11 protein-coding genes are annotated in these 13,994 nt (G+C 74.0%); 5 read left to right on the plus strand and 6 right to left on the minus strand.

Going from position 1 to position 13,994, the window contains the following annotated elements; genetic code table 11:
- Positions 1-17 precede the first annotated feature (17 nt).
- Positions 18-911 carry a phosphotransferase enzyme family protein gene (locus tag ACIOFR_RS03210; protein ID WP_400991961.1) on the minus strand — a complete coding sequence of 298 codons (894 nt, stop codon included), beginning with the start codon at positions 909-911 and terminating at the stop codon, positions 18-20.
- Between the two features lie 182 nt (positions 912-1,093).
- Positions 1,094-3,298 carry an MMPL family transporter gene (locus tag ACIOFR_RS03215; RefSeq protein ID WP_400992139.1) on the minus strand — a complete coding sequence of 735 codons (2,205 nt, stop codon included), beginning with the start codon at positions 3,296-3,298 and terminating at the stop codon, positions 1,094-1,096.
- A gap of 522 nt (positions 3,299-3,820) precedes the next feature.
- On the opposite strand from ACIOFR_RS03215, the gene ACIOFR_RS03220 reads away from it, so the two are divergent.
- The 3 genes from ACIOFR_RS03220 (at position 3,821) to ACIOFR_RS03230 (ending at position 8,334) form a co-directional block, all read left to right on the plus strand.
- Positions 3,821-5,986 (plus strand): MMPL family transporter, encoded by a 2,166-nt coding sequence (locus tag ACIOFR_RS03220; RefSeq protein ID WP_400991962.1) that lies wholly within the window; start codon positions 3,821-3,823, stop codon positions 5,984-5,986.
- Positions 5,987-6,274: 288 nt separating this feature from the next.
- Positions 6,275-6,478 (plus strand): cold-shock protein, encoded by a 204-nt coding sequence (locus ACIOFR_RS03225; protein WP_033817632.1) that lies wholly within the window; start codon positions 6,275-6,277, stop codon positions 6,476-6,478.
- 212 nt (positions 6,479-6,690) lie between these two features.
- Positions 6,691-8,334, plus strand: a complete 1,644-nt coding sequence (locus tag ACIOFR_RS03230; protein WP_400991964.1) for a DEAD/DEAH box helicase — start codon at positions 6,691-6,693, stop codon at positions 8,332-8,334.
- 78 nt (positions 8,335-8,412) lie between these two features.
- On the opposite strand, the gene ACIOFR_RS03235 is transcribed toward ACIOFR_RS03230, so the two are convergent.
- Positions 8,413-8,868, minus strand: a complete 456-nt coding sequence (locus ACIOFR_RS03235) for an RICIN domain-containing protein (RefSeq protein ID WP_400991965.1) — start codon at positions 8,866-8,868, stop codon at positions 8,413-8,415.
- A gap of 235 nt (positions 8,869-9,103) precedes the next feature.
- On the opposite strand from ACIOFR_RS03235, the gene ACIOFR_RS03240 reads away from it, so the two are divergent.
- Positions 9,104-10,693, plus strand: a complete 1,590-nt coding sequence (locus ACIOFR_RS03240) for a hypothetical protein (RefSeq protein WP_400991967.1) — start codon at positions 9,104-9,106, stop codon at positions 10,691-10,693.
- Between the two features lie 84 nt (positions 10,694-10,777).
- Positions 10,778-11,287 (plus strand): hypothetical protein, encoded by a 510-nt coding sequence (locus tag ACIOFR_RS03245; protein ID WP_400991968.1) that lies wholly within the window; start codon positions 10,778-10,780, stop codon positions 11,285-11,287.
- A 102-nt stretch (positions 11,288-11,389) separates the two neighbouring features.
- On the opposite strand, the gene ACIOFR_RS03250 is transcribed toward ACIOFR_RS03245, so the two are convergent.
- Genes ACIOFR_RS03250 through ACIOFR_RS03260 form a run of 3 tightly spaced genes read right to left on the minus strand, consistent with a single transcriptional unit; the run spans position 11,390 to position 13,881 of the window.
- Complete coding sequence (locus ACIOFR_RS03250) at positions 11,390-12,190, minus strand: sirohydrochlorin chelatase (RefSeq protein ID WP_400991970.1); 801 nt, start codon at positions 12,188-12,190, stop codon at positions 11,390-11,392.
- Positions 12,191-12,197: 7 nt separating this feature from the next.
- Positions 12,198-13,091 (minus strand): ABC transporter permease, encoded by an 894-nt coding sequence (locus ACIOFR_RS03255; RefSeq protein WP_400991972.1) that lies wholly within the window; start codon positions 13,089-13,091, stop codon positions 12,198-12,200.
- A complete protein-coding gene (locus ACIOFR_RS03260; RefSeq protein ID WP_400991974.1) occupies positions 13,078-13,881 on the minus strand; it encodes an ABC transporter ATP-binding protein in 804 nt (267 codons plus the stop codon). The genes ACIOFR_RS03255 and ACIOFR_RS03260 overlap by 14 nt, the downstream gene beginning before the upstream one ends.
- Positions 13,882-13,994 lie beyond the last annotated feature (113 nt).

Here is a 13,994-nt window from a genome sequence, read left to right on the forward strand (position 1 = left end):
GGGGCTCCCGCGGATCCCTAGAAGGGGTACCAGCGCACCTGCGGGTCGTCGGCCCGCAAGGAGTCCACCCGGCGGCGGAACTCGGCGAGTGCCGCCGGGGCGGTCGCGGCCTGCTGGGCCACCCAGGCCGCGCTCGCGGTCTCCCGGGCGCCGCGCAGCACCGCGAAGCCGGACCAGTCGCGGACGTCCCAGCCGTACGCCTCGGTGAAGGCGAGGTAGTCCTCGGTGGGGACGCCGTACCGGTCGTGGCTGAGGGCGAGCACCACCAGGTCGTGCTCCCGGAGGTCCTGGGCGACGTTCTCCAGGTCGAGCAGGACGGGCCCGTCCGGGCCGACGTGGACGTTGCGGGGCAGCGCGTCGCCGTGGACGGTGCCCGGCGGCAGGTGCGGCGTCAGCCCGGCCGCGGCCGCGGCGAACCGTTCCTTGCGCTCGCGCAGGAAGCGGGCGTCGGCCGGGTCGATCCGACCGTCGGCGGCGTCCAGCCAGCGGTCGACGGGGGCCAGCAGGTCGCGCGGCCGCAGCGGGAAGGGCGGCGGCGCCAGCCGGTGCAGGGCGCGCAGCAGCGGGGCGAGGTCGGCGGGCCGGGCGGCGCGGACGGCGGGCGGCAGCCGGTGCCAGAAGGTGACGGGGTGTCCGTCCTGCTCGACCGGTTCCGGCAGGTACGGGCGGACCACCGGTACGCCCTGGCCGGCCAGCCACTGAGCGGTGGTCAGCTCGCGTCCGGCCCGCTCTGCGGTGGCGGGGCCGCGGCCGACCTTGGCGACCACGGCCGGGGTGCCCAGGTCGAAGACCGCGTTCTCGCCGAGCGCCAGCAGGGCGGCGGCGTCGGGCCGGGGCAGGCCGGCCGTCGCGCAGGCGGCGGCCAGCAGGGCGCGGGCGCGGGGTTCGTCGAAGGGGGCTGCGGTGGTCATCGTGGCGGCTCCGTTCTGGCGGGTGCCGGTCCATCCTGCCGTAAGCGTCGGACACGAACGGCGCCGGGCCCCGTGCGACGCGCGGTCGGCGCGGACGGGGCCCGGGGGTGTGCGCCCGGACGGCACGGACCCCCACCGGCCGTCCCCTGTGCGGTCGGTGGGGGTCCGTACGGCCGGGCTGGTCAGCGCCCGGCGTGCTGGGGCTCGGCGGCCGGCCGGGCCGGGGCCGCGGCGGCCGGTGCGGCGGGCTCGCCGTGTTCGAGCCTCGGCAGCCAGGACAGCCAGCGCGGCAGGTACCAGTTGCGCTCGCCCAGCAGGGTCATCGCGGCGGGCAGCAGGACCGCCCGGATCACGGTGGCGTCGATCAGCACCGCCACCGCGAGGCCGACGCCCATCTGCTTCATCGACTGCATGGACAGGGTGCCGAACACCGCGAACACGCCGACCATGATCACGGCCGCACTGGTCACCACGCCGGCCGTGCTGCGGATGCCGTACGAGATCGCGGCCCGGGTGGACAGACCGCGGTCGTGCGCCTCCTTGATCCGGGAGACCACGAAGACGTGGTAGTCCATGCTCAGCCCGAACAGGATGACGAAGAGGAACAGCGGCACCCAGGACTCCACCGCGCCCACCCCGGCGGTGCCGAGCAGGGACGCCCCGACGCCGTGCTGGAAGACCAGCGCGAGCACCCCGTACGCCGCGCCGACCGACAGCAGGTTGAGCACCACGGCGGTGACGGCGATCCCCAGGGACCGGAAGGAGGTGAGCATCAGCAGGAAGGCGAACGCCACGACGAAGCCGAAGACCGGGAGCATCGAGTCCGACATCTGCCGGTTGAAGTCGTAGGAGCCCGCGGTCTGGCCGGTCACCGGGGCCTCGGTGCCGGGCACCTTGAGCAGGGTGTCGGCGACCACCGTGCCGCGCAGCGCTTCCAGCGCGTCGTTGCTGGTGGCGTCGTTGCCGCTGCCGAGCAGGGGGACGTCGATGGTGGCGACGTTCTGTTCGGGGTGCACGGTGACCTGGATCGGGCCGTGCATGCCCTTGGTGGTGAGCGCCCTGGCCTGGAAGTCGGCGATCGCCTTCGTCATCTCGGGGGAGTCGATGTCCCGGGCCCTGACCACGACGGTGGCGGGCGAGGGGCTGCCGGGGAAGGCCGCCTCGATCCGGGCCGAGGTGGCCACCAGCGCGTTGCCGGCGGGCAGTTGCTGCTGGAAGGTCAGGTTGGCGGTGTGCATGGTGAGCATCGGCGCGGCGAGGCCCAGCAGCAGGCCGCCGGACAGCACGGTGGCGGCCAGCGGGCGGCGCAGCACCGGGGTGAGCACGGCGTTCCAGACCCGGCCGCCGGCGGCGTCGCCGCGGCGCAGCCGGTGCAGGAACGGCACCCGGCCCTTGTCGACCCGGTCGCCGAGCATGGAGAGCAGCGCGGGCAGCACGGTCAGCGAGCCGAGCACGGCGGTGACCACCACGATGATGGTGGCCAGCGACATGGCCTGGAAGTCGGCGATACCGGTGAGGAACATGCCGGCCATCGCGACCACGACGGTGATGCCGGAGACCAGGACGGCGCGGCCCGAGGTGGCGGCGGCGATCCGCAGGGCGGTCGCGGCGTCCCGTCCGGCGGCCCGTTCCTCGCGCTCGCGGCGCAGGTAGAAGAGGCAGTAGTCGACGCCGACCGCGAGGCCGACCAGCAGCATCACCGAGCTGGCGTCGTCGCTGGTGTGCAGCAGCCCGCTGCTCAGCGCCACCAGACCGCCGGCCGCGATGAACGCGGTGAGGGCGAGCAGCACCGGCAGGACGGCGGCGACCAGCGCGCCGAAGGCGATCAGCAGGATGCCCAGCGCGAGCGGCACGGCCGTCCACTCGGCGCGGCTGAAGTCGTTCTTGAACTGGTCCTGGAACCACTTGCCGGCGCTGGCCTCGCCGAACTCCTCGACGGTGAGGTCGCGGTGGGCCGCCTGGACGGTGCCGACGGCGGCCAGCACGGCGGGGACGTCCTCCACCGCCTTGTCGTCCTTGGCGGTCAGGGTGAACTGCAGCAGGGCGGAGTGCCGGTCGGCCGAGATCGCGCCGCTGTCGTACGGGCTGTGCAGGTCCGCCGTCCGGCCGGTGCCGGTGACGGCGGCGCCGACCTCGTCCACCACCCGGCGGAAGGCCGGGTCGTCGGCGGTCATGGTCCGGCTCTGGACCAGGACGCTCTCGCCCGCCGGCCTCTCGATCCCGGCCTCGTCGAGGATCCGGGCGGCCCGGGCCACCTGGCCGGGCATCGACTCCGACTGCTCGACCTTGGTGCTGCCGTGCACCCCGCCGAGGTAGGCGGCGAGGACCACGAACAGCAGCCAGCCGAAGACGGCCGTCTTTCTGTGCCGGGCGCTCCAGGCACCCATCGTCGCGGCGAGTCCAAGTTTCACGGGTGTTCGTCCCCCAGGGAGAGCGGCGGCCGGATGCCGCCGGAAGCGGTCGCCGGCTGCGGTCCGGCGCGCTGTGGAAGCTGCATGAGGAAGGCTAGGAAAACGCCGGCCGGGGCGACATCGGGCTGGCGGGGGAGTCGTCCCTGGGCCTTCCCTCACCCCGGAGGTGGGGTTTCCCCTACCCGGGTCCCCGAGATCTCCTCCTGGACGGGGAGGACCCGAGTCCACCCTGAGGGGGAGGCATCTCCACCCGGAGTACGAGGTGTTCGGGGCGGTCCGCAGGTCAGGATGGTCCGGGGGCGGCACGGGGCCACCCCTAGGGGGCGGTCCACGGGAATCCACTTGCCGGGCGGCAAGTAAATTCCCGTAGGATGCTGACCGTACTTACCTGCCGACCGGCTAAGAGCAGGCGCCGCCGCTCACCGCCCGGTCCTGCCGTCGCCCGGCGTCCCGTCCCCCCAGGGCTGCGGTGAACCATGCCCAGGAGGCACAACGAGCATGTTCCACCGAATAGGACACTTCGTCGTCAGGCGGGCCTGGTGGGTGATCGTCGGCTGGCTGGTGGCCGCTGTCGCGATCATCGCCACGGCGCCGACGCTGACCGCGCAGACCGACGAGAGCGCGTTCCTACCCAAGCACTACGAGTCGATCCAGGCCGCGCAGGTGCAGGAGAAGGCCTTCCCGGCCAACTTCACCCCGGCCGCGATGGTGCTCTTCGAGCGGACCGACGGCGGCAAGCTGGACGCCGCCGACACCGCCGCCATGGGCAAGGTCGTCCAGGGCCTCACCGACAAGCACGTCAAGATGGTCGAGACCATTCTGCCGGTGAGCGAGCAGTCCACCTCCAAGGACGGCCGCTACGCGCTGTCCATGGTCGGCATGGAGAAGAACTCGGCGCACAAGCCCGAGGCCGCCGACTCGGCCAAGGAACTGCGCGACGAGGCCAAGAAGCTGGCCGAGGGCACCAACCTCAAGGTGCAGCTGGGCGGCCAGGCCGCACAGAACCTGGACCAGCAGGACTCCTCCAAGCTCGCCAACATGCTGATCGGCGTCGGCACGATCGTGATCATCCTGCTCACGCTCGGGATCATCTTCCGCAGCCCGATCATCGCGCTGCTGCCGGTCCTGTCGATCTTCGTCTTCTCGATGGTCGCCAACGGCCTGATCGCCGACGCCAGCAAGGCCTTCGGCCTCAAGGCGGACAGCTCGGTCTCGGCCATCCTGATCATCGTGCTGTTCGGCGTCGGCACCGACTACTTCCTCTTCCTGATGTTCCGCTACCGCGAGCGGCTTCGGGCCGGCGACGACCGCAAGGAGGCCGTGGTCAACGCGGTCGGCCGGGTCGGCGAGGCGATCGCCTCCGCGGCCGGCGCGGTCATCGTCGCGTTCAGCGTGCTGGTGCTCTCCAGCCTCGGCATGTTCAAGGCGCTCGGCCCGTCGCTGGCCATCGCGGTCTTCGTCACCGCGCTGGCCTCGGTCACCCTGGTGCCGGCCATCCTGTCGCTGATCCCGGAGAAGGTGCTGTTCTGGCCTTCCAAGGCCTGGCGGATCGAGCCCGAGAACGCCCGGTTCGCCGCGCTCGGGCGGACGGTGGAGCGCAAGCCGCTGCTGGTCACGCTGGTCTCCGGCGCGCTGCTGGTGGTGCTGTCGCTCGCGGCCTTCGGCTACAAGGGGACCTTCGACCTGGCCTCCGGCTCGATGCCGAAGACCAAGGAGTCGATGGTCGTCCAGGACACCCTGATGACGGCCTTCTCGGCCGGCGCCGCCGACCCCAGCCACATCTACCTGACCAGCACCAAGGAGGGCGCCAAGCTCGACGCCTCCGCGCTGACCGGGTACGTGGCCGAGCTCGGCAAGGTCCCCGGCGTGGCCCAGGTCGTGCCGCAGCCCCACCTCAGCCAGGACGGCGCCACGGCCGACATCACCGTGATGCTCAAGGACGCCCCGGCGACCAACCGGGCCATCGACAGCATCGACGGCCTGCGCAAGGTCGCGCACGGCTCCGCGCCGCAGGGCACCGAGGCCTACGTCGGCGGCATCACCTCGGTGTACAAGGACATCAACACCGCGATGGCCCGCGACTACTCGCTGGTCTTCCCGGTCGCCGCGCTGCTGATCATGCTGATCCTGGCGCTGCTGCTGCGCAGCATCGTCGCCCCCTGGTACCTGATGGCGGCGGTGGGCCTCGGCTTCGGCGCCACCGTCGGCGCCACCAGCCTGGTGTTCCAGCGCTTCCAGGGCGAGCCGGGCCTGATGTTCATGCTGCCGATGTTCATCTACCTGTTCGTGGTGGCGATCGGCACCGACTACAACATCCTGATGATCGCCCGCCTGCGCGAGGAGGCGGCCGAGGGGCACAGTCCGCGCAAGGCGGCCGGCCTGGCCATGCGGCACGGCGGTCCCACGGTCGCGGCGGCGGGCAGCATCCTGGCCCTGACCTTCGCCACCATGCTGCTGGCCGGCAACTCGCTGTTCAGCCAGATCGGCTTCTCGGTGGCCTTCGGCATCGCCGTCTCGGCCTTCGTGATGGCGATGTTCTTCACCCCGGCGCTCACCGCGCTGCTGGGCCGGGCGGCCTGGTGGCCCGGCCACTCCGGGCTCCCGGGCCACGCGGAGGACGCTCCGGCGGCCACCGTCGCGCCGGAGCCCGCCGGCCGGCGCTGAGTTCACCACCTGAAGGCGAGGGGGCGTGCGGAGTCGATCCGCCTGCCCCCTCGCTTCGTCACCCAAACGTCGTGTGACCAGGGGAACTTTCCGATCACCACACCGATCGGCCGTGCTACAGTCGAGGCAGTTGCAGTATTGGTTCCCATGAACGTGTGTGTGCGCCTGCTGGTATCAACCAACAGGCGCATTTGTTTTGTCCGGTGTTTTGTCTCCGGATGGGGATCGCGGCTACTTGGGGTTCACGAGGTGTGGACCCTGACGCCCCAGTGAAAAATGGAGACGGTTATGGCTACCGGCACCGTGAAGTGGTTCAACAGCGAAAAGGGCTACGGCTTCATCGAGCAGGATGGTGGCGGCGCTGACGTGTTCGCCCACTACTCGAACATCCAGTCCAACGGCTTCCGCGAGCTCATCGAGGGCCAGCAGGTCGAGTTCGACGTCACGCAGGGCCAGAAGGGCCCGCAGGCCGAGAACATCCGCACCATCTGAGACCGGCTTCCAGCCGACTCACCAGTGCTGCGCGAGGGCCCGTACCGCAGGGTGCGGGCCCTCGCCCATGCCGCCGAACGGCCGGGGCGGCGCACTTCCCACTCCTGTTGACGGCCGACCTTCCCCCAGCCCACCGGCCGGGGGTCGCACCCGAGGTCCCACCGTCCGCGGCAGCGCGCCGCAGCGGTCGGCCGAGCAGGATTTGGAGCACCATGACCGACCCCGCACGCACCCAGCGCACCCGCACCGGTGGCGGCCGCCCGCCGCGCAGGAACGCCGGCGCCTCCGCCCGCCCGCGCACCGCGGCCCCCCGCCCGGCCGAGGAGTTCACGGTCGTCCAGGGCACCCCGGCGCGTCCGCCGGCGGCGAGCTTCGCCGAGCTGGACATGCCCAAGGCGCTGCTCACCGCGCTCACCCGCGAAGGCGTCACCGAGCCCTTCCCGATCCAGGCCGCCACCCTGCCGGACGCCATCGCCGGGCGCGACGTGCTCGGCCGCGGCCGCACCGGTTCCGGCAAGACCCTGGCCTTCGGCCTGCCGCTGCTGGCCCGCACCGCCGGCCGCCGCGCCGACTCGCGCTACCCGCTGGCCCTGGTGCTGGTGCCCACCCGCGAGCTGGCCCAGCAGGTCACCGAGGCGCTCAGCCCGTACGCGATCGGCCTCAACCTGCGGATCACCACCGTGGTCGGCGGCATGTCGATCACCCGCCAGTCCAACCAGGTGCGCCGCGGCACCGAGGTCCTGGTCGCCACCCCCGGCCGGCTGGACGACCTGATCAACCGCGGTGACGTCCGGCTCGACCACGTGGACATCACCGTGCTGGACGAGGCCGACCAGATGGCCGACATGGGCTTCCTGCCCCAGGTCGCCAAGCTGCTGGAGCAGGTCGCCCCCGGCGGGCAGCGGATGCTCTTCTCCGCCACCCTGGACCGCAACGTCGACCGCCTGGTGACCCGCTTCCTCACCGACCCGGTCACCCACTCGGTGGACCCGTCGGCCGGCGCCGTCACCACCATGGACCACCACGTCATCCAGATCGACCCGGCCGACAAGGCCGAGGCGACCGCCCGGATCGCCGCCCGCGATGGCCGCGTGATCATGTTCGTGCACACCAAGCACGGCGCCGACCGGCTCGCCAAGCAGCTGCGCGCCGCCGGCGTGCAGGCCGCCGCACTGCACGGCGGCAAGTCCCAGCCGCAGCGCAACCGCACCCTGGACCAGTTCCGTGAGGGCCAGGTCAGCGCGCTCATCGCGACCAACGTCGCCGCCCGCGGCATCCACATCGACGGCCTGGACCTGGTCGTCAACGTCGACCCGCCGATCGACCACAAGGACTACCTGCACCGCGGCGGCCGCACCGCCCGCGCGGGCGAGTCCGGCACCGTGGTGACCCTGGTCCTGCCCGAGCAGCGGCGCGAGGTCTCGCGGCTGATGACCACCGCCGGCATCCGGCCGACCGTCACCAAGGTCCGCCCCGGCGACGGCGAGCTGAACCGGATCACCGGCGCCCGCACCCCCAGCGGCGTCGCGGTCCTGCCGCTGCTCGCCCCCGCCCAGGTGGCGCAGGCCGCCCAGGCCGCGGCCAAGGCCGAGGGCGGCGCCGAGGGCCAGCCCCGCCGCCGTCCGCAGTCCAAGCGCTCCGCGCTCCCCAAGGACGTCGACCTCAACGGCAACCCGCGCCGCCCGCGCCCCAAGCAGCGCCTCGGCGCGGCGGCCGGCGGCAACCGTGCGGCGGCCGGTGGCAGCCGGCAGGCCGCCGGGTTCATCGGCAAGACCTCCGGCCGGGCCCAGCCCGGCTCCGGCACCAAGAGCGGCTCCAACTACGGCAGCGGTCGCCAGCGCCGCAAGGCGGACTGACCCCGATTGCCGCACGGAGGGGCGCCCGGCCGTCACCTTGGCCGGGCGCCCCTCCGGCGTACCGGGCGGCGCCCGGCCTCAGGCCTGCTCCAGACGCCACCACTGCGCCGGGGTGTCGGTGTCCTCCCACTGCCGGACGGTGCCGTCGTCCGCTGCCTCCATCACCTTGCCGCTGACGAACGCCGTCACCGTGAACGTCCCGGGCGCGTCCACGTGCCGTTCGAACAGCCACTCCTGGGCGCCGAAGGCGTTCGCCGACCACTGCTGCAACGGCACCCCGTCGTCGGTGCGGGCACCCGTGACGTCGAGCCGCTTGCCGCTGGCGGCGTTCTCCAGGTGGTACAGGCCCGCGCCCTCGTGCACGGCCGACACCCGCCACACCTGGGCGGCACTGTCGTCGTCGCGCCCGTGCCGCACCTTGGCACCGTGCCGAACGCTGCCGCCGGCGACCTCCAGCAGCAGCCCGCTCCCGACGTTCCGCAGCCGGTAGCTCCCCTCCGCCACCGGTCCGCGTCCCTGCGCCGCCCGTCCCATCGCCCGACCCCCACCATCGTCGCCGTCACCCGCCGTGACCCGCCGCGACCACCGTACGCCGTGCCCCGGACAGCGGCCGGAACCGGCCGGAACCGGCCGGAACCGCCCCCGGCCGCCGGTTCGTTCGCCCGGAAACCGCCTTGCCGTGCCCGCTGCCGATCGGACATGATCACTCGCGCATCGATCGCACAGGGCCGACCGCACCGCACCCGGCCCGAACGAGGGGGAGACACAGATGGCCCGTACCACCGGCAGGCTTCCGGCCGTCGCGGCGGGAGCGGCGCTCGCCGCCGTCGCGGGGCTGTTCACCGCGGCGCCGGCCGGCGCCGCCGACAGCGCACCCGTCCGGGACCCGAGGACCGTACCCGCCCCCGGCTTCGCCGCCACCGGCCAGCGGACCGCCTGCGGCGACGGCGGCGCGCCCGGCTGGATCACCACCGCCGCACCGACCCTGGCCGTCACCGCGAGCACCCCGGAGGTCCGGTTCACCGTCCGGGACGACGGGACGCCCGAGCACACCGAGGTCTTCGACGCCACCGCGACCACCACGGCCGGCACCGCCCAGGCCGCCGTCACCGGCCTGACCGACGGCCACGCCTACAGCTGGCGCGCCAAGGGCGTGCACGCGGACGGCCCGACCGAGGCCTGCCGGTTCCGGGTCGACACCACCGCACCCGCCGAACTCGCCGTCGAGTCGACCGACTTCCCGTCGAGCGGCGATCCCGCCAAGCACGCCGGCCAGACCGGCTCCTTCACCTTCACCGCCGCCGACCCGACCTCCGGCGTCGCCTGCTACTGGTACACCACCGGCCCCTACCTCGGCTTCGGCCAGGACTGCACCAGCCCGAACGCGGTGCCGGCCGGGCCGGACGGCCGCGCCACCGTGCCGATCCGGGTCACCTCCTGGGGCACCAACACCCTCACCCTGCGGGCGATGGACCACGCCGGCAACATCAGCTGGCCCGCGCAGTACACCTTCTACGCGCCGTCCGACCCCAACCCGCCGAGCACCCCCGGCGACGTGGACGGCGACGGCGTCCCGGACATCCTCCTGCCGGACGCCAAGGGCAACCTGCAGATCATCAGCGCCACCGCGACCGGCACCGCCCCGAGCTCGGTGGTCGCCGCCAACCGCGCCCCGGACGGACAGAGCTGGGGCAACTACCAGCTCGTCCACCGCGGTTGGGAGCAGCACGCGCCGATGGACGACCTGATCGCGTTCCGGCCCCACTACGGCCCGTACCTCTACAACAACGCGGACTACGGGAGCTTCACCGGCGGCGTGCGCTCCGTCGACCGGCCGGCCGACTCGCCCTGGGACGAGCCGACCATCCCGGCGGGCTTCGCCCCCGACTGGGCCAAGGCCGACCAGATGGTGTCGCTCGGCGCCCTGGGGGAGGACCAGCGGCCCTCCCTGCTGACCGTCGAGGACGGCGACCTCTGGCTGCTCACCGACGTGAACATGTACAGCTTCTGGTCGGTCAGGAAGCTCGGTGCCGCCACCTGGGCCGGCTACGACCTGATCACCCCCGGCCGGGCCGCGGACGGCACGCTCGCCCTCTGGTCGCGCGAGCGGGCCACCGGCGCGCTGCGCAGCCACCCCGTCACCCGGGCCGCGGACGGCTCCTGGGACCTCTCCGCGCTCGCGGACCCGGCCGGCGGCACCCTGATCGGGACCTTCCCGGTCGCGGACTACCCGACGCTGGGCAGCTCCGGCGACGGCACCGGCGACGGCCGCCCCGACCTGTACGCGGTGACCGCCCAGCGGCACCTGCTGACCTTCGACGGGGTCACCTCCCCGAAGGACCGCGGCGCCCTGTCCTGACCGGCACCGCACGGCCCACCCGCCGCCCGGCGGGTGGGCCGCCCCGCGCCCGGGCCCCCGCCCGGCCCGGCGTACGGTGGACCGATGGACCTCGGGGAACGGCTCGGCCGACAGGAACGCGGGCTGGACGAGCTGCTCGCCGCGCTCGCACTGGACTGGCAGGACGAGCCGGACGAGCGGGTGGCCCGGCTCGCCGAACGGCAGCCGCACTACCCGCAGTACCACCGGATCGGCCACAAGCGGCAGACGGTCCGCCGCGCCCTGGAGGCCGACCGGGCCGCGGCCGCGCACCACTACGACCTGGTGCTCGCCGCCGTGCTCCGCGAGGACGACCCCAGCGCGCCGCGCTGGCTCACCGCCGCCCTGGTCGCGGCGGTCGGCCGCCGCCGGGTGCTGGAGGACCTGCTGCGCGCGGCCGAACGGGGCACCCCGGACGAGCGGCGCTGCGCCGGGCACGCCTGGCGCTGGGCCGAGCCGCCGCTGCGGTACGCGAGCGAGCAGGCCCGCCGGGAGGACCGCCCGACGGCCACCAGCCGCGCCGAGCGCGAGGCCGTCGCCGACCTGGCCGCCCGGTTCCGCGCGGCCACCGGCTGACCGGAGAGCCGGGACAGCCGGTCGGCGGGCGAGGGGGAGCGCCGCCGTGGCGGATGACCGCCGCCACGGTCCGCCGCTCCGGCACCCTTCGGTGACCGGACGTCAGGCGCTGAGGGCGGCCGGGGCCGAGGTGGCCAGGGCGGCGCGGTCGTAGCGGTGCAGCAGGAGGGCCGCGATCTCGGGGGACGGGCCGAGGACGGCCGCGGTCAGGTCGGCGCCGGCCGCGGTGGCGGCGGAGGCGATCCGGTCGGGGAGCAGGCCGGGGGCCAGCAGGTAGGGGGCGACGGCCACCCGTCGTACGCCGGGGGTGCGCCGCAGGGCGGCGACCGCGTCGGGGACGTGCGGCGGGACGGCCGAGGCGTGGGCGGTCTCCACGGCGGCCCAGCCGCGGGTGCGCCGCCACTCGGCGGCGAGCTCGCGGACGGCGGCGTTGGCCGCCGGGTCGGAGGAGCCGGCCGAGGCGAGCACCACGCCGGTGCCGGCCCGGACGGCGGCGGAGCCGAGGTCGAGGCCCGCCTCCGCCAGGCGCCGGTCCAGGGCGTCGAGCAGCAGGGGGGAGGGGCCCAGCACGTCGGCCAGCGGCAGGTCGGCCGCGGCCGCGCGCAGGGCGGCGGGGATGTCGCTGCGGGCGTGGAACGCCCGCCCGAGCAGCAGCGGCACGGCGACCGCGGCCCGCCCGTCGAGGCGGCCGACCACCTGCGGGATCCGGGGCGCGCAGTGGTCCAGGTAGGCGGTGACGACCTCCAGCGACGGCCGGGCCGCCCGCACCAGGTCGACCAGCGCCTCGACGGTGGCGGCGTGCCGGGGGTCCCGGCTGCCGTGGGCGATCAGCAGCAGGGCGGGGCCGCCCCCCGCGTGGGCGGGGAACCGGTGGGGGAGGGCGGTCGGCCGGCCGTGGTGCATCGGGACCTCAGCGGGTGGTGACGAGCAGGCCGCGGCTGCGCAGCACCCGGCGCTCGATGGGCGAGAAGATCAGCAGGTCGATGGCGACGCCGACGACCAGGATCAGGATGATCCCGAGCAGCACCCCGGACATGTCGGAGAACTCGCGCTGGTTCTCCAGGTACCGGCCGAGGCCGACGCCCAGGTCGGGGGAGGCGGCGATGAGTTCGGCGGCCATCAGCGAGCGCCAGGAGAAGGCCCAGCCCTGCTTGAGGCCGGCCAGGTAGCCGGGGAGGGCGGCGGGCAGCAGCACGTGCCGGGCGCCGGCCAGGCCGGTGGCGCCGAGGGTGCGGCCGGCCCGCAGGTAGATTGGCGGCACCTGGTCGATGCCGGAGATCAGGCCGTTGGCGATGGAGGGGACGGCGCCGAGCAGGATCACGGCGTACATCGCCGAGTTGTTGATGCCGAGCCAGATGACGGCGGCCGGCACCCAGGCCACCGAGGGGAGCGACTGGAGGCCGGAGAGCACCGGGCCGAGCGCCGCCCGGACCGGCTTGACCCGGGCGACCAGCAGGCCGATCGGGGTGCCGATGACCACGGCGGCGAGGAAGCCGGACAGGCCCCGCCAGAGGCTGGTCCAGATGATCTCGAACAGGGTGCCCGCGTACCAGAGCTTGGTGAGCGACTGCCAGACCTCGCCGGGGCTGGGCAGCTTGTCGGTGGTGGTCAGTTCCAGGGTGACGGCGAGCTGCCAGACGCCCAGCACCAGCAGGATGCCGAGCACCGGCGGCAGGACCTTCTGTCGCAGCACCTGGCTGACGGGGGTGCGCTGGACCTGCACGGTCTCCAGCGCGTCGAGGCCGGCCTCGACGCTGGCGGAGTCGGTGGACTCCTGGGCGGGCGCGGTGTCAGTGCTGGACATGGCGGCGGATCTCCCCACGCAGTTCTTCGGTGATCTCGATGGACAGATCGGCCACGCCGGAGGACTCGATCCGGCGGGGCTGCGGCAGGTCGATCCGCCACTCGCGGGCGATCCGGCCGGGGCGGGAGGAGAGCAGGACGACGCGCTGGGCCAGCCGGACGGCCTCGCGCACGTTGTGGGTCACGAACAGCACGGTCAGCCGGCGTTCGGCCCAGATCCGGGTGATCTCGTCGTGCAGCACGTCGCGGGTGATGGCGTCGAGCGCGGCGAACGGTTCGTCCATCAGCAGCACGTTGCCGCCCTGGGCGAGCGAGCGGGCCAGGGCGACGCGCTGGCGCATGCCGCCGGACAGCTCGTGCACCCGCTTGCGGTACGAGCCGCCGAGCCGGACCAGCTCCAGCAGCCGTTCGGCCTCGGGGCGGCGCTCCTCGCGGGGCACGCCGGCCAGCCGCAGGGCCAGTTCGATGTTGCGGCCGGCGGTGAGCCACGGGAAGAGCGCGTGGTCCTGGAACATCAGGGCCGGGCGGCCGCCGGGCACCTCGATGGTGCCGGAGGTGGGCCGGTCGAGCCCGGCGACCAGGTTGAGCAGGGTGGACTTGCCGCAGCCGGAGGCGCCGAGCAGGGTGACGAACTCGCCGGGGGCCACGTCCAGGGAGATGTCCTCCAGGACGGGGGCGGCGGTGCCGGGACGGCCGAAGGTCTTGTGCACGTGCGAGAGGCGGACGGCGGGGCCGCCGGTCGGCAGCTCGACGCCGGGAGCGTCTTCCGAGGTGGTCAGTGCCGGGGTCATCCGGGCACCTCCTGTCCTGCGTGAGGGGTCTGGCGTGGGCCTGCGGAGCGGGAGCCGGGGCCCGGCCCCGTTCCGTCCTGTGATTGGGCATCGACCGGACGGGAACGGGGCGC

The organism is Kitasatospora sp. NPDC088346 (genome assembly GCF_044740765.1).
Classification (GTDB): domain Bacteria; phylum Actinomycetota; class Actinomycetes; order Streptomycetales; family Streptomycetaceae; genus Kitasatospora.